20 protein-coding genes are annotated in these 18,842 nt (G+C 72.1%); 8 read left to right on the forward strand and 12 right to left on the reverse strand.

Features of this window, described 5'->3' with window-relative positions; all coding sequences use genetic code 11:
* Positions 1 to 7: 7 nt before the first annotated feature.
* Together K4B79_RS41230 and K4B79_RS41235 are read right to left on the reverse strand one after the other, a co-directional pair.
* A complete protein-coding gene (locus K4B79_RS41230; protein WP_232032574.1) occupies positions 8 to 2,347 on the reverse strand; it encodes an ABC transporter ATP-binding protein/permease in 2,340 nt (779 codons plus the stop codon).
* A 56-nt stretch (positions 2,348 to 2,403) separates the two neighbouring features.
* Positions 2,404 to 2,814 carry a hypothetical protein gene (locus tag K4B79_RS41235; protein ID WP_232032575.1) on the reverse strand — a complete coding sequence of 137 codons (411 nt, stop codon included), beginning with the start codon at positions 2,812 to 2,814 and terminating at the stop codon, positions 2,404 to 2,406.
* Positions 2,815 to 3,170: 356 nt separating this feature from the next.
* Here K4B79_RS41235 and K4B79_RS41240 point away from each other — a divergent pair, with 356 nt between their 5' ends.
* The gene (locus K4B79_RS41240) at positions 3,171 to 3,557 is read left to right on the forward strand and encodes a nuclear transport factor 2 family protein (protein ID WP_232032576.1); all 387 of its coding nucleotides are present in this window, start codon (positions 3,171 to 3,173) and stop codon (positions 3,555 to 3,557) included.
* A 77-nt stretch (positions 3,558 to 3,634) separates the two neighbouring features.
* Positions 3,635 to 3,937, forward strand: a complete 303-nt coding sequence (locus tag K4B79_RS41245) for a DUF1905 domain-containing protein (protein WP_232032577.1) — start codon at positions 3,635 to 3,637, stop codon at positions 3,935 to 3,937.
* A 78-nt stretch (positions 3,938 to 4,015) separates the two neighbouring features.
* Here K4B79_RS41245 and mgrA read toward each other — a convergent pair whose 3' ends face one another.
* Complete coding sequence (gene mgrA / locus K4B79_RS41250; RefSeq protein WP_232032578.1) at positions 4,016 to 5,011, reverse strand: L-glyceraldehyde 3-phosphate reductase; 996 nt, start codon at positions 5,009 to 5,011, stop codon at positions 4,016 to 4,018.
* 106 nt (positions 5,012 to 5,117) lie between these two features.
* Between mgrA and K4B79_RS41255 the strand changes: the two genes are divergently transcribed.
* Both K4B79_RS41255 and K4B79_RS41260 read left to right on the forward strand, forming a co-directional pair.
* On the forward strand, positions 5,118 to 6,005 hold the full coding sequence (locus K4B79_RS41255; protein WP_232032579.1) for a LysR substrate-binding domain-containing protein: 888 nt from the start codon (positions 5,118 to 5,120) through the stop codon (positions 6,003 to 6,005).
* Positions 6,006 to 6,033: 28 nt separating this feature from the next.
* Positions 6,034 to 6,543: a mycothiol transferase gene (locus K4B79_RS41260; RefSeq protein ID WP_232032580.1), complete on the forward strand. Its 510-nt coding sequence runs from the start codon at positions 6,034 to 6,036 to the stop codon at positions 6,541 to 6,543.
* On the opposite strand, the gene K4B79_RS41265 is transcribed toward K4B79_RS41260, so the two are convergent.
* Together K4B79_RS41265 and K4B79_RS41270 are read right to left on the reverse strand one after the other, a co-directional pair.
* A complete protein-coding gene (locus K4B79_RS41265) occupies positions 6,531 to 7,604 on the reverse strand; it encodes an adenosine deaminase (protein WP_232032581.1) in 1,074 nt (357 codons plus the stop codon). The two genes, K4B79_RS41260 and K4B79_RS41265, sit on opposite strands and share 13 nt — an antisense overlap.
* 41 nt (positions 7,605 to 7,645) lie before the next feature.
* Positions 7,646 to 8,038, reverse strand: coding sequence for a VOC family protein (locus K4B79_RS41270; RefSeq protein WP_232032582.1), 393 nt, complete (start codon positions 8,036 to 8,038; stop codon positions 7,646 to 7,648).
* 190 nt (positions 8,039 to 8,228) lie between these two features.
* On the opposite strand from K4B79_RS41270, the gene K4B79_RS41275 reads away from it, so the two are divergent.
* Complete coding sequence (locus K4B79_RS41275; RefSeq protein WP_232032583.1) at positions 8,229 to 8,936, forward strand: dienelactone hydrolase family protein; 708 nt, start codon at positions 8,229 to 8,231, stop codon at positions 8,934 to 8,936.
* Between the two features lie 13 nt (positions 8,937 to 8,949).
* On the opposite strand, the gene K4B79_RS41280 is transcribed toward K4B79_RS41275, so the two are convergent.
* From K4B79_RS41280 to K4B79_RS41290, 3 genes are all read right to left on the reverse strand, one after another.
* Entirely contained in the window at positions 8,950 to 9,609 is a 660-nt protein-coding gene (locus K4B79_RS41280; protein WP_232032584.1) for a maltokinase N-terminal cap-like domain-containing protein, read from the reverse strand.
* A 50-nt stretch (positions 9,610 to 9,659) separates the two neighbouring features.
* On the reverse strand, positions 9,660 to 10,565 hold the full coding sequence (locus tag K4B79_RS41285) for an oxidoreductase (protein WP_232032585.1): 906 nt from the start codon (positions 10,563 to 10,565) through the stop codon (positions 9,660 to 9,662).
* Positions 10,566 to 10,628: 63 nt separating this feature from the next.
* Entirely contained in the window at positions 10,629 to 11,357 is a 729-nt protein-coding gene (locus K4B79_RS41290; protein ID WP_232032586.1) for a chitinase, read from the reverse strand.
* Positions 11,358 to 11,584: 227 nt separating this feature from the next.
* Between K4B79_RS41290 and K4B79_RS41295 the strand changes: the two genes are divergently transcribed.
* Positions 11,585 to 12,394 (forward strand): class I SAM-dependent methyltransferase, encoded by an 810-nt coding sequence (locus tag K4B79_RS41295; RefSeq protein WP_232032587.1) that lies wholly within the window; start codon positions 11,585 to 11,587, stop codon positions 12,392 to 12,394.
* Positions 12,395 to 12,465: 71 nt separating this feature from the next.
* Here the strand turns inward: K4B79_RS41295 and K4B79_RS41300 are convergent, their stop codons facing one another.
* Positions 12,466 to 13,788, reverse strand: coding sequence for an aldehyde dehydrogenase family protein (locus tag K4B79_RS41300; RefSeq protein ID WP_232032588.1), 1,323 nt, complete (start codon positions 13,786 to 13,788; stop codon positions 12,466 to 12,468).
* A gap of 208 nt (positions 13,789 to 13,996) precedes the next feature.
* Here K4B79_RS41300 and K4B79_RS41305 point away from each other — a divergent pair, with 208 nt between their 5' ends.
* Positions 13,997 to 15,055 (forward strand): acyl-CoA dehydrogenase family protein, encoded by a 1,059-nt coding sequence (locus K4B79_RS41305; RefSeq protein ID WP_232032589.1) that lies wholly within the window; start codon positions 13,997 to 13,999, stop codon positions 15,053 to 15,055.
* A 356-nt stretch (positions 15,056 to 15,411) separates the two neighbouring features.
* Entirely contained in the window at positions 15,412 to 15,783 is a 372-nt protein-coding gene (locus K4B79_RS41310) for a hypothetical protein (protein ID WP_232032590.1), read from the forward strand.
* Positions 15,784 to 15,855: 72 nt separating this feature from the next.
* Here K4B79_RS41310 and K4B79_RS41315 read toward each other — a convergent pair whose 3' ends face one another.
* Genes K4B79_RS41315 through ssuE form a run of 3 tightly spaced genes read right to left on the reverse strand, consistent with a single transcriptional unit; the run spans position 15,856 to position 18,776 of the window.
* Positions 15,856 to 17,001 (reverse strand): LLM class flavin-dependent oxidoreductase, encoded by a 1,146-nt coding sequence (locus K4B79_RS41315; protein ID WP_232032591.1) that lies wholly within the window; start codon positions 16,999 to 17,001, stop codon positions 15,856 to 15,858.
* A gap of 30 nt (positions 17,002 to 17,031) precedes the next feature.
* Complete coding sequence (locus tag K4B79_RS41320; protein ID WP_232032592.1) at positions 17,032 to 18,216, reverse strand: SfnB family sulfur acquisition oxidoreductase; 1,185 nt, start codon at positions 18,214 to 18,216, stop codon at positions 17,032 to 17,034.
* Positions 18,217 to 18,221: 5 nt separating this feature from the next.
* Positions 18,222 to 18,776, reverse strand: a complete 555-nt coding sequence (gene ssuE, locus K4B79_RS41325) for an NADPH-dependent FMN reductase (protein ID WP_232032593.1) — start codon at positions 18,774 to 18,776, stop codon at positions 18,222 to 18,224.
* Between the last annotated feature and the right edge of the window lie 66 nt (positions 18,777 to 18,842).

An 18,842-nucleotide genomic window follows, 5' to 3' on the forward strand; every position in this document is an offset into this window, starting at 1 on the left:
CGCGGCCCTACTTCCGCATCACGGCGGGCTCGTGCCGGCGCAGCAGCCGGGCGACGACGTAGCCGAAGACCGCCGAGAGCACGATCAGCATGGCGATGTTCAGCAGCCACACCCCGGCCGAGTGCCGGAAGAGGGGATCGCCGGTCAGTTCGCCGGGGACGATCCGGGCCAGGCCGATGGTGCCGGCCATCGCGCCGAGCGCCCACCGCGAGGGCACCAGCCAGGACAGCTGCTCAAGACCCGGCACGCCGTCGAGCTTCAACAGGGCGCCGCAGAACACCACTTGGACGATGGCGAGGAGCACCAGCAGCGGCATCGTCACCTCCTCCTTGCGCACCAGCGCGGAGACCAGCAGGCCGAGCATCATCGCCGTGAACGCCAGCAGGGCGACGCCGACGGTGATCTCGGCAAGGGGCGGCATCACCACGCCCTCGCCGCCGGGCGCGTTGAGATCGACGCCCAGGAGCGCGACCAGGGTGAGCACCACGGCCTGCACCACGGTGATCGTGCCGAGGACCACGACCTTGGACATCAGGTACGCCGATCTGGACAGCCCGACGGCCCGTTCACGCCGGTAGATCACCCGTTCCTTGACCAGTTCGCGTACGGCGTTGGCCGCGCCGGTGAGGACTCCGCCGACGCACAGGATGAGCAGCGCGTTCATCGCCGTCTCCTGGGTCAGCCTGCTGCCGGCCAGGGCGCGGGCCATGGCGCCCATCACGAACGGCAGTGCGATCATGATGGCGAGGAAGGTGCGGTCGGCGCTCAGCGCGGCCGCGTACCTCCGGACCAGCGTGCGGAGCTGGGCGGAGCGGCTGCGGGGGCGGGCCGGGGGTGTGATGACCACCGGTCCCTCGCGCGGCCGGCGGGGCTGGGCGGTGGCGTCCTGGACGTAGCGGCGGCGGGCGGCGGAGGTGTGGAACTCCCCCGCCCAGTCCCGGTCGCGGTCCCGTTCGAAGGCCTCGAAGGCCTCCGGCCACTCGGTGAAGCCGAAGTAGGACAGGGCGTCCTCGGGCGGTCCGTAGTAGGCGATCCGCCCGCCGGGGGCGAGGACCAGGAGCCGGTCGCAGACGTCGAGGCTCATGACGCTGTGGGTGACGACGATGACCGTGCGGCCGTCGTCGGCGAGGCCGCGCAGCATGTGCATCACCGAGCGGTCCATGCCGGGGTCCAGGCCGGAGGTCGGCTCGTCGAGGAAGAGCAGGGACGGTTTCGTCAGCAGCTCCAGGGCCACGCTGACCCGCTTGCGCTGTCCGCCCGACAGGCTGTGCACGGGCTGTCCGGCGCGCTGCTCCAGGCCGAGTTCCCCGATCACCTCGTCGACCCTGGCCCGGCGCTCGGCCTTGGCGGTGTCCTGCGGGAAGCGCAGTTCGGCGGCGTAGGACAGGGCGCTGCGGACGGTCAGCTGGGCGTGCAGGATGTCGTCCTGGGGGACCAGGCCGATGCGCTGGCGCAGCTCGGCGTAGTCGCGGTAGAGGTCGCGGCCGTCGTAGAGGACCGTGCCGTGGTCGGCGGGGCGCTGGCCGGTGAGGGCGTTGAGGAGCGTGGACTTGCCCGCGCCGCTCGGGCCGACGACCGCGAGCAGGCACTTCTCCCCCACCGGGAACGACACACCGTCGAGCAGCGTCTTGCGGCCGTGGTCGACGGCGACGGTGAGGTCCTGCACGTCGAGGGAGACCTCGCCGGTGTCGACGTACTCCTGCAGCTGGTCGCCGACCAGGCTGAACGCGGAGTGGCCGATGCCGACGATGTCGCCGGGGCCGACCGGGGCGCGGGTGACGGACAGGCCGTTGAGGAAGGTGCCGTTGTGGCTGCCGAGGTCGACGATCTCGTACGTCCCGTCGGGCAGGGCGCGCAGTTCCGCGTGCCGGCGGGAGACCACCAGGTCGTCGATGACCAGGTCGTTGTCGTCGGCCCGGCCGATGCGGACGGTCCGGGTGGGCAGCGGGCGTACGGTCGTGGGCTGCCGGAAGGTACCGGTCAGGCCGGGCATCGAGACCGCCGAGGGGCGTTCCGGGGCCGGGGGCGGGAGGTTCGCCAGGACGGCGCACGGGCCGTCGGCGGGGCTGCCGAAGCGGATCACGCTGCCGGGTCCGACGTCCCACTCGTGGACGCGGCGGCCGTCGGCGTAGGTGCCGTTGGTGCTGTTCTCGTCCTCCAGCGTCCAGTGGTCGGCCTCGGGTCGCAGCACCGCGTGGTGCCACGAGACCCGGACATCGTCGATGACGATGTCGCTCGAGGGGTCGCGCCCCACGTGGTAGTCGTGGCCCGGGCTCATCACCGTGGAGCCGGAATCGGTCTCCAGGACGAGTTCGGGCGCCGTGGGTGCGACCGGCCGCTCCGCCATGCCAGAATTCTACCGATTAGTCCATATGTGCGCCTGGTGCGGCGCTTCCGAACCGGTCAGGCGACGGGGGTGAAGAGGGCCGAGGCCATCCGCTGCATCCGCAGCGCGTCCACGGACTCGGCCAACAGCTCGTACTCGGTGGTGTCGTCGCACGCGGCGATCCGCACCAGCCGACCGGCGGCCAACTCGTCGGCCACCAGCTCCTGTTGGGCCATGTCGGCGCACCAGACGCGCAGTACGGCGGGCACGTCGAGCACGGTGTCGGCCACCGGGACGAGGGCTCCGGCCGGGTAGTGCGGAGCCTCGGGCAGGGGGTCCAGGCGGTCGGCGATCCACGAGGCCCGGTCACGCAGCCACCACAGGGCGAGGGCGAGGGTCGGGGCCCGGTACGTGCCGAGGGGGACACCGATGCGCCGGCCGTCGCAGGTGCCGTACCCCGTGACGTGGCATAAGAACTCGTCGTGCACGATCCACTCCCCCGTTGCTCCGCCGGCCGGTCGGCCGGGCCTCGCTTTCGGTGCGGCTCGTCTGCTGTGCGCGCGGCTCATGCGCTGTGGGTGACGGAGCCTTCGCCGGCAGTGAAGGCCCTAGCAGACGAGTATGTTCACTACTGAAACACTGTCACCACATCTTTCCGGCCAGTCTCCTGGCATATTCACCACCAGGCTTGGCCGAAAAATGGCGAGAGCATGTCACCACCGTCATTACCTGAGCGGTAATCGACCGTCCGGGGCGCCGCGGGCATGGTTGCGGTACCGGGTCGCCAAAAGCACGGATCCGGGGTCCGACCAGCAGTTGTGTCCTCGATGGAGGTTGATCGCCCATGCCCGCGAACACCGATCGTTACGACAGTGCCGTCGCCCGCTACTTCGAGGCGTGGAACGCCCGGGAGCCCCAGGCGCGGGCCAAGGCGGTCGCGGCGGCCTGGACCATGGACGGCACCTACACCGACCCCCTGGCCGACGTCACCGGCCATGACGGGCTCGCCGCCGTGATCGCCGCCGCTCACGAGCAGTTCCCGGGCTTCGTCTTCCGGCTCGCCGGCCGGGTCGACGGCCACCACGACACGGCCCGCTTCTCCTGGGAACTGGTGAACGAAACCGACGGATCGGCGCCGGTGGCCGGCTCCGACGTGATCACGCTGGACGCGGACGGCCGGATCGTGACCGTGCTCGGCTTCCTGGACCGGGTCCCGGCCGGGGCCGCCTGAGCGGTGGGGCCCGGCGATGAGTTCCGCCGCTCGCGGCGGTCTCTTGAGCAGGGGGACCACCACGAGCGGAGGACGTCATGGCTACGACCGGAGAACAGCACGCGCCCGGAGAAGTGGACGCGGAGTTCACCGCGGTCCTGAGCAAGAACGAAGGCAAGGGCGGCTGGACCTGTGTCCGCTGGCCGGCCTCCGTGGAGTACTTCGGCACCCGGGGACTGGTCAAGGTCCGCGGGACGATCGACGGGCACCCCTTCCAGAGCTCCTTCATGGCTCTCGGAGACGGCACCCACATGCTGCCGGTGAAGGCGGAGGTGCGCCGGGCCATCGGCAAGGAGGCCGGCGACGAGGTGACCGTGCGGCTCCAGGAGCGGATCGGCTGACGCACCGCGGCGGGGCCGCCGAGCGCAGTGCTCGGCGGCCCCGCCGCGGTCGTCCGTGGGCCGGGGAGCCCCCGTGGATCAGACCCTGACGATCGCGTCGATCCGGGCCAGCTCCTCCTCGTCGAAGTCCAGGTTGCGGGTGGCGCCGACGCTGTCCTCGATCTGCTGCGCGCTGCTCGCGCCGACCAGCGCGGAGGTCACGCGGCCGCCGCGGAGCACCCACGCCAGCGCCAGCTGGGCCAGCGTCTGCCCGCGGGACTTGGCGATGTCGTCCAGGGAGCGCAGCCGGCCCACCAGTTCCTCGGTGACGGCCTCCGAGTTCAGGAAGGGGCTGTCGCTCGCCGCCCGGGAGTCCTCCGGGATGCCGTCGAGGTAGCGGCCGGTCAGCAGACCCTGCTCCAGCGGGGAGAAGACGATGGAGCCGGCCTGGAGCTCGTCCAGCGCGTCCAGCAGGCCCTCGTCCTCGGGACGGCGGTCGAGCATCGAGTAGCGCGGCTGGTGGATGAGCAGCGGGGTGCCCAGCTCGCCGAGGATGCGGGCGGCCTCACGGGTCTGCTCGGCGGAGTAGTTGGAGATGCCGACGTAGAGCGCCTTGCCCTGCTGGACCGCGGAGTGCAGGGCACCCATCGTCTCCTCCAGCGGAGTCTCCGGGTCGGGGCGGTGCGAGTAGAAGATGTCGACGTAGTCCAGGCCCATGCGGGTGAGGCTCTGGTCCAACGAGGACAGCAGGTACTTGCGGGAGCCCCACTCGCCGTACGGGCCGGGCCACATCAGGTAGCCGGCCTTGGACGAGATGATCAGCTCGTCGCGGTACGGCGCGAAGTCGGCCTTCAGGGCCTCGCCGAGCGCGGACTCGGCGGCGCCGGGGGGCGGGCCGTAGTTGTTGGCGAGGTCGAAGTGGGTGACACCGAGGTCGAAGGCGCGGCGCAGGATGGCCCGCTGGGTCTCGACGGTACGGTCCGCCGGGCCGAAGTTGTGCCACAGGCCGAGCGAGATCGCGGGAAGTTTCAGGCCGCTGCGTCCGGTGCGCCGGTAGGGCATGTCCGCGTAGCGGTCGGTGTGTGCGGTGTACAACGCGACTCCAGAGGGGTTGACACGATTGGTGCCCACTCTTTCGCGACCTGGGGGCATTGGTCCAACAGAAGAATCCGATGGAATTGAGCGGATAAGCTTCTCAATCATGGAACTGCGCCATCTTCAGCACTTCGTGGCGGTCGCCGAGGACCAGCACTTCACCCGGGCCGCCGAGCGGCTGATGGTGTCCCAGTCCGGTCTGTCCGCCTCCATCCGGGCCTTGGAGCGGGAGCTCCAGACGCCCCTGTTCGTACGGACCACCCGCCGGGTGACGCTCACCCCGGCCGGCCGGGCCCTGCTGACCGAGGCGGAACGGATCCTCGCACAGGTGCGCTCGGCCCACGAGGCGGTGGCCGCGGTGCAGGGGGTGCTGCGGGGCATGCTCGCCGTCGGGTCCGAGCAGTGCATCGCCGGGGTGCACGTGGCGGGGCTGCTGGCCGCGTTCCGGCGACAGCACCCCGACGTGGAGATCTGTCTGCGGCAGGCGGGCTCGGGCGCGCTCGCGGAGGAGGTCGCGGCCGGCCGCCTCGACCTGGCCTTCGCCGTGCGGGGGGCCCGGGAGAACGCCGACCAGCTGCGCGCCGTACCGCTGAGCAGCGAGCCGATGACCGTGCTGTGCCATCCCAGCCACCGGCTCGCGGCGGCCGGGGCCGCCGTGACGCCCGAGGACCTGGGCGACGAGGTGTTCGTCGACTTCCACCCCGACTGGGGGCCGCGCCGCACCACGGACGCCGCCTTCGCCGTGGCGGGCGTGCACCGCGGTGTGGCCCTGGAGGTCAACGACGTGCACAGTCTGCTGGACCTGGTGGACGAGAACCTCGGCATCGCCGTCGTACCGCGGCACTTCAGGGACAAGCGGCGGTCGCTGACCGCCCTCCCGGTCAAGGGCACCGGCGAGACCGTGTACGAGACGGTCGCCCTGCTGCCGCCCGCCCAGGCCACCAGCCCGGCGGCGCGGGCGCTCATGGCGCTTCTGGAGACGGAGGGCGCATAACCGGCCCGGATGCGCGAAGGTGGGGTGCATGCATGCCAAGGACATCCTCATCGACGCGTACAACCGCATCCAGGAAGAGGTCCACGCCACCGTCGAGGGCCTGGACCCCGACGGCCTCAACGCCCGGCCCGAGAGCGACGCCAACTCCATCGCCTGGCTGGTCTGGCACCTCACCCGGATCCAGGACGACCACGTGGCCGACGCCTCCGGGCTCGACCAGGTGTGGCTGTCCCAGGGCTGGGAGAAGCGCTTCGGCCTCGACCTGCCCGCCCGGGACACCGGCTACGGACACACCGCGGCGCAGGTCGCCAAGGTGCGGGTCGACTCCGGGGACCTGCTGACCGGGTACTACGACGCGGTGCACGAGCAGACCCTCGGGTATCTGCGCGGGCTGACCGCGAAGGACTACGAGCGCATCGTCGACGAGGGCTGGGATCCGCCGGTCAGCCTCGGCGTCCGGCTGGTCAGCGTCCTGTCCGACGATCTTGAGCACATCGGACAGGCCGCCTATGTCCGGGGGCTGCTTCAGAGCGCGTAGCCCGGCAGGACGACGTCCTTGATGAGGGCCTTGCGCTCGTCGTACGGGAGGAAGGCGCTCTTGAGGGCGTTCACCGTGACCGTGCGCAGGTCCTCGACGGTCCAGCCCGCCTCCTGAACCAGCAGGGACATCTCCCGGGTCATCGTGGTGCCCGACACCAGCCGGTTGTCGGTGTTGAGGGTGACCCGGAAGCCCAGGTCCTTCAGGGCGGTGATCGGGTGCTCGGCGATCGAAGTGGCCGCACCCGTCTGGAGGTTGGAGGTCGGGCACATCTCCAGCGCGACACGGTGGTCGCGCACCCAGCCCGCCAGCCGGCCGAGCTTGCCCGCCGCGAGGTCGGGGATGTCCTCGGTGATGCGGACCCCGTGGCCGATGCGCTGGGCGCCGCACACCTGGAGGGCCTGGTGGATGCTGGGCAGACCGTGCGCCTCGCCGGCGTGGATGGTGAACGGCACGTTCTCGCGGCGCAGGTGCTCGAAGGCGGCGAGGTGGTCGGCGGGCGGGAAGCCGTCCTCGGCGCCGGCGATGTCGAAGCCGACGACACCGGCGTCGCGGAAGGCGACGGCGAGGTCGGCGGCCTCGCGCACCCGGTCGAACATCCGCATGCCGCACAGCAGGGTGCCGACCCGGACCGGGGTGCCCGCGGCCGCCGCCTTCGCCATACCGGCGGCGAGGCCCTCCTGCACGGTCTCCACGACCTCGCTCATGGTCAGCCCGCCCCGGGTGTTCAGCTCGGGGGCGTAGCGCACCTCGCCGTAGACGACACCGTCGGCGGCCAGGTCCAGGACGTACTCCTCGGCCGCGCGCAGCAGGCCCTCGCGGGTCTGCAGCACGGCGAGGGTGTGCTCGAAGGTGGCTATGTAGCGCACCAGGTCGCCGGAGTTCGCGGCCTCCACGTACCAGGCGGCGAGCTCGTCCGGGTCGGTGGTGGGCAGGGGGTGGCCGACCGCGTCCGCGAGGTCCACCAGGGTGGCGGGGCGCAGACCGCCGTCGAGGTGGTCGTGCAGGACGGCCTTGGGGAGGCGGCGGATCACATCGGCGTCTACGCGCGTAGCAGTCATGGGTGGAGCTTTCCTTGGACGGGTGGTTCGGAGCGGGAGGGTCAGTCTGCGGGCTGGAGCAGGTCCCAGCGGTTGCCGTACAGGTCCTGGAAGACGGCGACCGAGCCGTAGGGCTCGTGACGGGGCTCCTCCAGGAAGGTCACACCGGCGGCGAGCATGCGGGCGTGGTCGCGGGCGAAGTCGTCGGTGTGCAGGAAGAAGCCGACGCGCCCGCCGGTCTGGTCGCCGACGCGGGTCCGCTGGTCCTCGTCCTTGGCGCGGGCCAGCAGCAGGTCGGTGCCGGCCCGACGGGCGTCCGGGCGGACCACGACCCAGCGGGAGCCGTCGGGGCGCGGGGCATCCTCGACCAGGTGGAAACCGAGGGCTTCGGTGTAGAAGCGGATCGCCTCGTCGTAGTCGTCGACGACAAGGGTGACCAGGGCGAGGCGTCTCATCGAAACCTTTCGGACCGGGTGGTTGACGGGAGAGGTTATACGTAAAACTTCGGGGGCGCCAGTCCGGGGCGGGAGGTGTCCTCGGGGGTGCCGTCGGCGGCGCGCGCGGGGCGTGACAGGGTGGTGATCACTGCCGGGGTCCCGGCCCCGGCGCACCCATCACCGGACTGCCGCACAGGAGTCGAGCGCCATGACCGAACGGCCGAAGTCGACCGGAGCCCCCGCCCACCAGAACGTCACCTTCCCCAGCGGCGGAACCACCGCCCACGGCTATCTGGCGCTGCCGCCCTCGGGACGCGGTCCGGGTGTCATCGTCATCCAGGAGTGGTGGGGTCTGACCGACCACATCGCCGACGTCGCCGACCGGCTCGCGCGGGAGGGCTTCGTCGCCCTCGCCCCCGACCTCTACGGCGGCAACGTGGCCCACGAGAGCCAGGAGGCCCTGCGGATGATGCGGGACCTGCCGGTGGCCCGCGGGGTCGAGCTGCTCTCCGGCGCCGTCGACCATCTGCTGTCGCTGCCCGAGGTCACCTCGGAGACCGTCGGCGCGGTGGGCTTCTGCATGGGCGGCGGCTTCGTCCTGTACCTCGCCGCGGCCGACCCCCGGGTGAGCGCCGCCGTGCCCTTCTACGGCGTGATCCAGGGCGAGGCGCCCGACTTCTCGGGGCTGAAGGCCCAGGTCCTGGGGCACTTCGGCGAGCTCGACCAGAGCATCCCGAAGGAGACCGTGGAGCAGCTGGCCGAGACGATCGAGCGGCAGTCGGGCATCGCCCCGGACTTCCGCCTCTACCCGGCCGACCACGCCTTCTTCAACGACGGCCGCCCGGTCTACCACGCCGAGTCGGCCGCCCGCGCCTGGGAGAGCACCGTGCCCTTCCTGCGCGAGCGGCTGGCCTGAACCGTCCCTGGGCCTAAGCGAGCGTTCCGTCGCGGAGTACGGCGAACACCTCGCGCTCGCGGGTGCCGTCCGGTGCGTCCCAGGCTCCGGAGACCTGTCCGGTGGTGCCGGGCGTGGTGTCCGGGGCGGGGCGCAGAACGCGGTGCACGCGGAGCGTCGTGCCCTGCGGGAAGGACAGCTCGGTGGTCTTCTCGTCGTCGGTGACCGCGGCGGGGAGGCCGGAGGGGGCGGGGCCGTCGCAGGAGTGGGTGACCTCCCGGTCGGGGGTGTCGGTGATGCTCTGGGCCTGCGCCTCGGCCCGGCCCTCGAACAGGGCGAGCAGCTGGGCCACCAGCACCGGGTCGTGGCAGCCGTCGTAGACCCAGCGCGGGCCGAGCACCCCGTGCTCCATGGTGCCGATCAGGGCGTGCTCGGCTCCCTCCAGCGGGGCGCCGCGATAGGTGAGCGGCACCAGGTGGGCGGACGGCCCGGTGCCGGAGGTGTCGGTGCCGGAGGTGTCGGTGACCACCATGAACTCGATCCCCACCTCGCCCTCCGGGTCGTCCAGCCGGAAGCCGCCGGCCTTGTTCAACTCGGGGGTGGCGCCGCCGGAGTACCAGGAGCGGGTGGGCAGCCAGGGGGTGAGCAGTTCGAGCTTGGTGGGCTTGAGGGTGGTGCGGTAGATGAAGGCCATGGGGGCGATTCTCCTTCCTCGGGCGGACGCGGGCGCCGGGTTCGCGCGGCTCAGCCCGCCTGCCCGTGCAGGGTGTTGAGCGTGTCCAGTTCCTCGTCGGTGAGCCGGACGGCGCCCGCGGCGACGTTCTCGACGAGGTGGTCGGGGTTGCCCGTGCCCGGGATGGCCAGGACGTGGGGGCCCTGGTGGAGGGTCCAGGCGAGGCGGATCTGGGCGGGGCTCGCGTCGTGCGCCCGGGCCACGGCGAGGACCGCGTCGTCATGGGTGCCGGTGGCGCCCTGGGCGGCGCCCTCCCCGGCGATGGCGTAGAACGGCACGAAGGCGATGCCCTGTTCGCCGCAGATCCGCAGGAGTTCGTCGGTGGCGGGGTCCCGGCGGTCGAGCCCGAACCGGTTCTGCACGCACACCACCGGCGCGATGGCCTGCGCCTCCTCCAGGTGGCGGGGTTCGACGTCGGAGAGGCCGAGGTGCCGGATCAGGCCCTCCTCGCGCAGCTCCGCCAGGGCGCCGAAGTGCTCGGCGATCGAGTCCTGCCGCATCCGGCGGAGGTTGACGACGTCGAGGTGGTCGCGGCCGAGCTGGCGCAGGTTCTCCTCGACGTGGCCGCGCAGGTCGTCGGGGCGGGCGGAGGCGCCCCAGTCCCCGGAGTAGTTCCGGAAGGGGCCGACCTTGGTGACGATCAGGAGGTCGTCGGGGTACGGGGCCAGCGCACTGTTGATGATCTCGTTGGCGGAGCGCAGCGAGGAGAAGTAGAAGGCGGCCGTGTCGATGTGGTTGACGCCGAGTTCGATCGCCCTGCGCAGTACGGCGATCGACCGTTCCCGGTCGCTCGCGGTGCCGAGGTGGAAGGCGGCACTGCCCGTCAGCCGCATCGCGCCGAAGCCGATACGGCTGACGGTGTGGTCGCCGAGTTTGAAGGTGCCCGCGGCGTCCGCGGTGATCGTTTCGGAGCTCATCGGCGGAGTCTGACACATGCCCGACCTGCCGCTGAACGCCTTTTGCGAACTTCTGTACGGCCGTCAGCAGTACAGGTTGGCCCCGGTGCTCGTCCCGAGTATCTGGGTGAAGCGGCGGTAGGCGTCCACACGGCTCTGGACCTGTGCCGGGTTCTTGCCGTCGCACTCCAGGGAGCCGTTGATGGAGCGGATGGTCTGTCCGAAGCCGGCCTGGTTCACCATCGCGTTGTGCGGGGTCATCGTGCCGGGCCCGCTCTGGGTGTTCCAGTACCACAGGGCCGTCTTCCAGGCCACGGCCGCGTCGTTCTGCACCAGCCACGGGTTGTTCAGGAGGTCGATGCCGAGGGCGTCGCCCGCGGCCTTGTAGTTGAAGTTCCAGCTGAGCTGGATCGGTCCGCGCCCGTAGTAGGCGGCCTGTCCGGCCGGGCAGCCGTACCACTGGCTCCAGTCGCAGTAGTGCGGGTAGTTGGCGGTGTTCTGCTCGACCACGTGGACCAGTCCGCCGGTCTCGTGGCTGACGTTGGCGAGGAAGGCGGCCGCCTCCTGCTTCTTCACGGTGTCGCTTCCGGTGGTGGCGAAGCCGGGGTAGGCGCCGAGCGCGGCGGTGAGACCGCGGTAGGTGTAGAAGGAATTCCGGTTCGGGAACATCTGGTTGAACTGCGCCTCGGTGACCACGAAGCTCGCGGCGGGCGCCACGGCGGCGGACGCGGGAGGGGCGGCCGGCAGCAGCACCGGCGCGGCGGCGCCGAGGAGGAGAGCGGTGACCACGGCGGAGATACGGCGTCTCGACACAGGATCAACTCCTTTGTGGAGCACGGCCGCACCCGGGGCAGGGCAGGGCTGAGCCGGGCCTGGTCCGCACGTGCCGGCGGGGCCGGTCACGGCGTGGGCGCGGCCGTGGTGGGGGGTGGTGCCGCACACTCAACTCTTTTGGTCTGTACCAGTCAAGGGTGTAGACCAGTCAACTCCCTCGGGCCCGGGGAATTGCGGGCACCGAGGGGGTCGGGGAAGGTGACGTGGTGACCGAGAAGCACTTCGACGTGTGGTCGGCCGGCGACGCCTACGAGCGCTACATGGGCCGGTGGAGCCGTCTCGTCGCGGACGGTTTCGTGTCGTGGCTCGACTGCGGGGCCGGTGCGCGCTGGCTGGACGTGGGCTGCGGCCCGGGGGCGCTGACCTCGGCCGTGGCCGCCCGGTGCCGCCCCCGGACGCTGCTCGGTGTGGAGCGGTCTCCCGGGTTCGCGGCCACCGCTCACGCCTCGGCTCCTGCCCCGGCGCGCTTCGTCGTGGCCGACGCGCAGGCCCTGCCGGTGCCCGACGCCGCCTTCGACGTGGCCGTCGGCGGGCTCGTCGTGAACTTCCTGCCCGAGCCGGGTGTCGCGGTGGCCGAGTGGGCGCGCGCGGTGCGGCCGGGCGGGCTGGTCGCGGCCTATGTGTGGGACTACGCCGGGGGCATGGGGTTCCTGCGCCACTTCTGGGACGCGGCGGTCGAGGTGGATCCCGCGTCGGCGGCGCTGGACGAGGGCGGCCGGTTCCCGCTGTGCGCCCCGGAGCCCCTGCGTGCGCTCTGGGAGGGGGCGGGGCTCGTGGAGACGGCCGTCGCCCCGCTCACGGTCCCGACCCTCTTCGCCGACTTCGACGACCTGTGGGAGCCGTTCCTGGCGGGCCAGGGCCCGGCTCCCGCATATGCGGCGGCACTGCCCTCGGCCGTACGGGCCCGGTTGCGGGAGACGCTGCGGGCGGCGGTGCCGACCCGGCCGGACGGCACGATCGCGCTCGCGGCGCGCGCCTGGGCCGTGCGGGGTCGCAGGCCCACCGCGGCGGCATGAGCCCGTCACCGTGAGCCCGACGGCGTGAGTCCGACACCGTGAGCCCGACGGCGTGGGTCCAGGGCGTCCTCTCAGCCGAGCGGCTTCTCCAGGACCGCCTTGCGGTGGCTGAACGTCTCGATCGAGTAGCGGCCGTGGTAGCTGCCCATGCCGCTCTCCCCCACCCCGCCGAACGGCAGGTCGGAGACGGTGAGATGGGCGAGGGGCAGGCCGTACCCGATCGCGCCGGAGGACGTCTCGGCGGCGATCCGCGCCCGGGCGCCGTCGGACTCGGTGAAGACGTACAGGGCGAGCGGCTTGTCGCGGTCGTTGATGAAGTCGATCGCCTCGTCCAGGCCGGGGACGGTCACGATCGGCAGGATCGGCCCGAAGATCTCCTCCCGCATGACGGGCGACTCGGGGGCGACGTCGGCGAGGACGGTGGGCGCGAGGTACTTCACCGTACGGTCGCTGTCGCCGCCCACGACCGTGCGGCCGGAGTCGAGGAGCCCGGTCAGCCGGTCGAAGTGCCGCTCGTTGACGATGCGGCCGTACTCGCCGGACGCCGACGGGTCGGTGCCGAAGACCGCCTCGACCGCGCGGACGAGGGCGGGTTCGAGGGCCGCGGCGGTGGCGGGGTCGGTCAGGACGTAGTCGGGGGCGACGCAGGTCTGCCCGGCGTTGAGGAACTTGCCGCGGACCAGCCGGTCCGCGACGACGTCGAGGTCGGTGTCGCGGTCCACGAACGCCGGGGACTTGCCGCCCAGTTCGAGGGCGACCGGCGTGAGGTGCTCGGCGGCGGCGCGCATGACGATGCGGCCCACGGTGCCGTTGCCGGTGTAGAAGATGTGGTCGAAGCGCTCGGCCAGCAGGGCCGTGGTCTCGGGGATGCCGCCCTCGACGACGGCGACCGCGTCGGTGTCCAGGTAGGAGGGCAGCAGGCGGGCCACGGCGGCGGAGGTGGCGGGGGCCAGCTCGCTCGGCTTGGCGACCACGGCGTTGCCCGAGGCCAGGGCGCCGACCACGGGGGCCAGCAGGAGCTGGAGGGGGTAGTTCCAGGGGGCGATCACGAGCACGACGCCGAGCGGATCGTACTGCGTCCAGGCCCGCGCGTCGCCCCCGAGGTGGGCCGGGACCGGGGCGGACTCGGGGCGCAGCCAGTCGGCGAGGTGGTCCAGGGTGTGGTCGATCTCGCGGACGGTGAAGTCGATCTCGGTGCGGAAGGCCTCGGCGGAGCTCTTCCCCAGGTCGGCGTGGAGGGCGGCGGCCAGGTCCGCGCCGTTCTCCGTGAGCATCTCGCGGAGCCTGCGCAGTTGGGTCGTACGCCACTCGACGGGCTTGGTGCGGCCGGTGCGGAAGGTGGCGCGCAGCCGGGCGACGACGTCGGCGGGCTGCTCGGGGCCGGGGTGGTTCACGGTGCCTCACTGGGAGAAGCGCGGGCCTGTCGGCCGGCGGGCGGGTCTCGGGTCTCGCTCTCGGGTCTGACGATCGGAGCAGATGTATATTGCAACCTTTCAGGTGCCAAAACAAATTCCGCCGCGCCCGAACTACTTTCCGTGGCCGGTCCGTCACAGAGGTGCCGCCTTCCCCACCCCGGCCCGTGCTCTCGCGAGAATCACCCTCATGACCAGCGCTCGCCACCCCCTCGTCGCCCGCGCCCGCCGCCTCGCCGACGATCTGCTCGCCCCGCACTCCGAACGCGTCGACCAGGAGGGAGTCCCCGTCGGTCACATCGACGCGGTGAAACGGTCCGGGCTGCTCGCGGTGAGCGCGCCCGAGGAGTACGGCGGCGTCCCTGCCGCGGTCGCGCGGGAGACCGCGGAGATCCTGGCCGGGGCGTGCTGCTCGACCTGGTTCGTGCAGACCCAGCACCACACACCGGTGGCGATGCTGGCGAAGAGCGGGTCCCCGGCCCGGGACCGGCTGCTGGGCCCGCTGACCCGCGGCGAGCTGCTCGCCGGGGTGGCCTACGCCCATCTGCGGGCCCACCCGCGCATCCCCGTGCGTGCCGTCCGGACCCGCGACGGTTGGCGCTTCGAGGGGACGGTGCCCTGGTTCACCGGCTGGGGCCTCAACGACGTGATGCTGCTCGCCGGTGTCACCGAGTCCGACGAGGTCCTCTTCGCCTTCACCGAGGCCCGCGAACAGCCCGGCCTGCGCGCGTCCCCGCCGATGCGCCTGGCCGCCCTGACCGCCGCCCGCACGGTCTCCCTGGAGCTGGACGGGCTGTGGCTGCCGGAGGAGGCGGTCATCCTCCGGCAGCCGTACGAGGAGTGGGCCGCGGCGGACGGGCCGAAGACGGTGAACGCCTCCCCGGCGGTCTTCGGAGTCGCCGAGGCGGCGCTCGCCCTCCTGGACGACGCGACGGCCGGACCCTTCCGCGCCCGCCTCACCGCCGTGCGCGACCAGGCGTACGCCCTCGCCGACCACTGCGCCCCGCACGAGCGCCTGGAGGACCGCCTGGCCCTGCGCACCCAGTCCTACACGGTCCTCCAAGCGGCCACCACCGCGGCGGTGGTGGCCGGGGGCGGCCGCGCGATGAGTCTCACCGGCAAGCCCCAACGCCTGGCCAGGGAAGCCCTGTTCCTCATGGTCCAGGGCCAGACGAAGGAGTCACGCGAGGCCCATCTGCGGGCTCTGGGAGGCGGCCTCGCCCAGCTCGGACACTCGCGCGGCGCCTGACCGCCGGGCTCAGGGCGGAATCCCGCCATGCCCCGGCAGCCGTTTCATATCCGACATGCCCATGCCATAAAGGTGCTGAGCGACCGGTGAAGTGAAGACGTGCCGCTCCGGTTCCTCACAGACGGTCGACCATCCGGCGCCGGCTCGACATCAGTTGGCTGCCGGTCGCCGTACCGTCGGGAAAACTCCCTGCTCGGATACCCGCGACACCGTTACCGGTCAGGCGTAGCGGAGCGTCACCTCCCAGTCCCGCATTGGCGCGTACATGACTAACTGGGCCGACTCGTGCCCGTTAGCGTCTTTCACGCTGGATATCCCAGCAGAACAACTGCAACAGGGGGACTCATCTCGTGCATATGAGAGCCAAGGTCATCACGACGATCGCGGCAGGGCTGCTGGCCGCCGCGGGGATGTCCGCGCCCGCCGCGGCGGCAGCGCCCACCGACCGGGGCGCCCGGGCAGCGGACTCCGACCGGATCGCCGCCAACACCTGGGTCTATACATGGACCACCGCGAACGTCCGCAGTTGTGCGTCCACCCAGTGCGACATCAACTACACGGTTGGCCCCGACTACCGGTTCAGCGCCATCTGCTGGGACTACGGCGAGACGGTGAGCCAGCATGGCTACACCCACAACAAGTGGGTACTTCTCGGCTCGGGTTCGAGCTGGGTGTGGGGCGGCCTGCTGAAGGGGAGCCAGACGGGCAACGTGCCCAACAAGTGCTGAACTCCGTCTGAGTCATGAAGGCCACCAGCTGCGCCCGCGCCCGAGGGGGCTTGGCTGGTGGCCTCTCCCCTCTCACCTCGCGAACGGCACCAGCACGGACCCATCAGCCAGGGCATCGTGGGGATGCCGCCACAGCCCGTCCGCGGCGAGCCTCGGCAGCACCCCTTCCCCGAACCAGTACGCCTCCTCCAGGTGCGGATAGCCGGAGAACACGAACTCCTCGATGCCCAGGGCCGCGTACTCCTTGATCCGCTCGGCGACCTCCTCGTGGCTGCCGACGAGCGCGGTTCCCGCGCCGCCCCGCACCAGTCCGATCCCGGCCCACAGGTTCGGGTGGATCTCCAGCCCGTCGCGGCTGCCGCCCCCGTGCAGGGCGAGCATCCGCCGCTGCCCCTCGGACTCGCTGCGGGCGAGCCCCGCCTGTACGGACTTCACGGTCTCGGGGTCGAAGCCCTTCAGGAGCCGCTCCGCCTCGGCCCACGCCTGCGCGGAGGTGTCCCGGGTGATCACGTGCAGCCGGATGCCGAACCGCAGCCTCCGCCCCTGCCGCGCGGCGAGCCCCCGCACCCAGTCGATCTTCTCGGCGACCTGGGCCGGCGGCTCCCCCCAGGTGAGGTACACGTCGACGTGCCGCGCGGCGATCTCCCCGGCGATCGGCGAGGACCCGCCGAAGTACACCTCGGGCACCGGCTCGGGCACCCGGGCCAGTTCGGCGCCCTCGACCCGGAGGTGTTCGCCGTGCAGGTCGACGGTCTTGCCCTCCCACAACCCCCGTACGATCTCCAGGAATTCACCGGTACGGCGGTAGCGGTCGTCCTTGCCGAGGAAGTCGCCGTAGGCGCGCTGCTCCTGGCCCTCGCCGCCGGTCACCACGTTCAGGAGCAGCCGTCCGCCGGTCTGCCGCTGGAAGGTGGAGGCCATCTGCGCGGCGAGGGTCGGGGAGACTGAGCCGGGCCGGAAGGCGACCAGGAACTTCAGCCGCTCGCTGTGCTGGGCGACCATCGCGGTGGTCAGCCAGGCGTCCTCGCACCAGGCGCCGGTGGGGGTGAGCGCGCCCACGAAGCCAAGGTCCTCCGCGGCGCGGGCGATCTGGCTCAGATAGGCGACCGTCGGCGGCCGGTCCCGTCCCGAGGCGGTGGCGGGGGTGCCGTGACCGCCGCCGACGACATGGCGGCTGTCGCCGTTGGTGGGCAGGAACCAGTGGAAGGTGAGGGACATGGGGTGCTCCGATCCGGTGGTGGGGTGCTGTCAGAGGAGGCCGTGGCGGGGCGGCCTGGTGCCGCTCAGGACGTAGCGGCCGATGTGCTGGACCTTCCAGCGGGCCGGGTCGTGCAGGGTGTGGGTGCGGGCGTCGCGCCAGTGGCGGTGCAGGTTGAGGGAGGCGAGCGCGGAACGGGTGCCCGCGACCTCGAACAGCGCGCCCGCGACCTCCACGGCCGTCCGCGCCGCGTGCGCCTTGGCCGCGGCGACCGCGACGGAGGCCTCGGCGGCGGACTCGTCGGTGAGGTCGGCGCGGGCCGCGTCGACGGACCGGGCCGCCTCGCGCAGCAGCGCCTCGGACGCCTTCGTCTCGACGGCGAGTTCACCGAACCGCTGGATCAGCAGCGGGTCCTCGGCGGCGGTCTCGAAGCCGCTCTCGAACCACGGGCGGCTCTTGGTGCGCACGAACTCCGCGGCCTCCGCCAGCGCTCCGCCGGCGATGCCGGTGTCGATGGCGGCGTGCAGCAACTGGGCGACGGCTCCGTGGAGTTGCGGTCCCCGGAAGGTGAGGTGGTGCGGCAGGACCCGGTCGGCGGGGACGGGGACGCCGTCCAGGCGGACGGTGCCGCTGGCCGTGGTCCGCTGCCCCATGCCGTCCCAGTCGTCGATCACCGTCAGGCCCGGGGCGTCCCGGGGTACGTAGGCGACGTGCAGGGTGTCGTCCCCGGCGCGGGCCAGCACCGGGATCCAGTCGGCGAAGAGGGCGCCGGTGGCGTAGTGCTTGACGCCGGTCAGCGTGTACGAGCCGTCGGGGCGGGGTTCCAGGCGGGTGCGGATGTCCTGCACGTGCCGGGTGCCCGCCTCCGACTGGGCGTTGCCGAAGCGGCGCCCGGCGAGCACCTCGCCGTGGAAGAACTCCCGCTGTTCCGCGGTGCCCTGACGGCGGATCACATTGACGTAGACGAAGTGGCTCTGCGGGATCTGGGCGAGGCTCGCGTCGGCGGTGGCGAGCAGGCGGAAGATCTCGGCGAGGGTCTCCTGGCGTACGTCGGCGCCGCCGTGCTCGGCGGGCACGGTGACGGCGAGGAGCCCGGAGGCGGACAGGCGCTCCACCTCCTCGCGGGGCAGCCTGCGTTCGGCGTCGCGCTCGGGCGCGCCGGCGCGGAACTCGGCGGCGAGGGCCTCGGCCACGGTCAGGGCCTCGACGTCGTCGGCGATGACTTTCGCGGTCATGTGTCTCAGCCCGCCGCGGCCAGCAGAGGCGTGCGGCCCAGGGCCGTGGAGAACTGGTCGAGGACGTGGGTGAGGTTCTCGGCCGCGGTCGGGGCGATGCCGATCGTGCCGTCCTCGTGGGCGGTGATGTCCTTGTCGAGGGTGAACCAGCCCTGCACGATGTGGGCCGCGCCCATCGAGCTCAGGACGGGGCGCAGGGCGTAGTCGATGGCGAGGACATGGGCGGTGGTGCCGCCGGTGGCCAGCGGCAGGACGGTCTTGCCGGCGAGGGCGTACTGCGGGAGCAGGTCCAGGAGGGCCTTGAGGACGCCGGAGTAGGCGGCCTTGTAGACGGGGGTGCCGATCACCACACCGTCGGCGCGCTCGAACAACTCGGTGGCCTCGACGATCGCGGGGTGACGGAAGTCGGCGCCGAGCAGCGCCTCGGCCGGGATCGTGCGCACGTCGAGCGGGACGACCTCGTGGCCCTGGGCGGCCAGGCGGGCGTCGAGGTGGCGCAGGAGCCTGCCGGTGCGGGAGGAGGCGGAGGGACTGCCGGAGACGGACAGGACGGTGGCCATGCGGTCCTCTTTCCGAGAGGGGAGGCGGGGCGCCCCCTGTTCAGGAGGGGGCGCCCCGGGGGAAGC

Source organism: Streptomyces lincolnensis (assembly GCF_021173675.1).
GTDB classification, from domain to species: Bacteria; Actinomycetota; Actinomycetes; order Streptomycetales; family Streptomycetaceae; genus Streptomyces; species Streptomyces lincolnensis_B.